The sequence below is a fragment of the Pseudomonas peli genome, from assembly GCF_050563605.1.
Lineage (GTDB): Bacteria > Pseudomonadota > Gammaproteobacteria > Pseudomonadales > Pseudomonadaceae > Aquipseudomonas > Aquipseudomonas peli_A.
Map to the genome: position 1 here is coordinate 1 of NZ_JBNXUH010000400.1, position 265 is coordinate 265.

A 265-nucleotide genomic window follows, 5' to 3' on the forward strand; every position below is an offset into this window, starting at 1 on the left:
CGGAGATGTGTATAAGAGACAGGCCTCACACAGGTGCAACGGCAGGTTCCATGACTTGGCGGTGAAGTAGCCGACTACCGCGTGGTTGGTATTAAGCAGGCGGTTCTCGGTATCCACCACGCGGCGCTCACCGATGGCACTGGCGTAGGCCTGTCTCTTATAAACATCGGACGCGGCGGACGACGCCCCACGAGTGGAGGATTCGGGGGGGGCGGGGACATTAAAAAAAAAAAAAACAAAAGCCCATGCGCAGTAGTACCACTGC

General features: G+C 57.0%; 1 protein-coding gene. It reads right to left on the reverse strand.

Translation table 11 applies throughout. The features are described 5' to 3' along the window. On the reverse strand, positions 1–265 hold a 265-nt coding region (locus ACQ4LH_RS22095; protein ID WP_430699028.1), incomplete at both ends, for an HDOD domain-containing protein.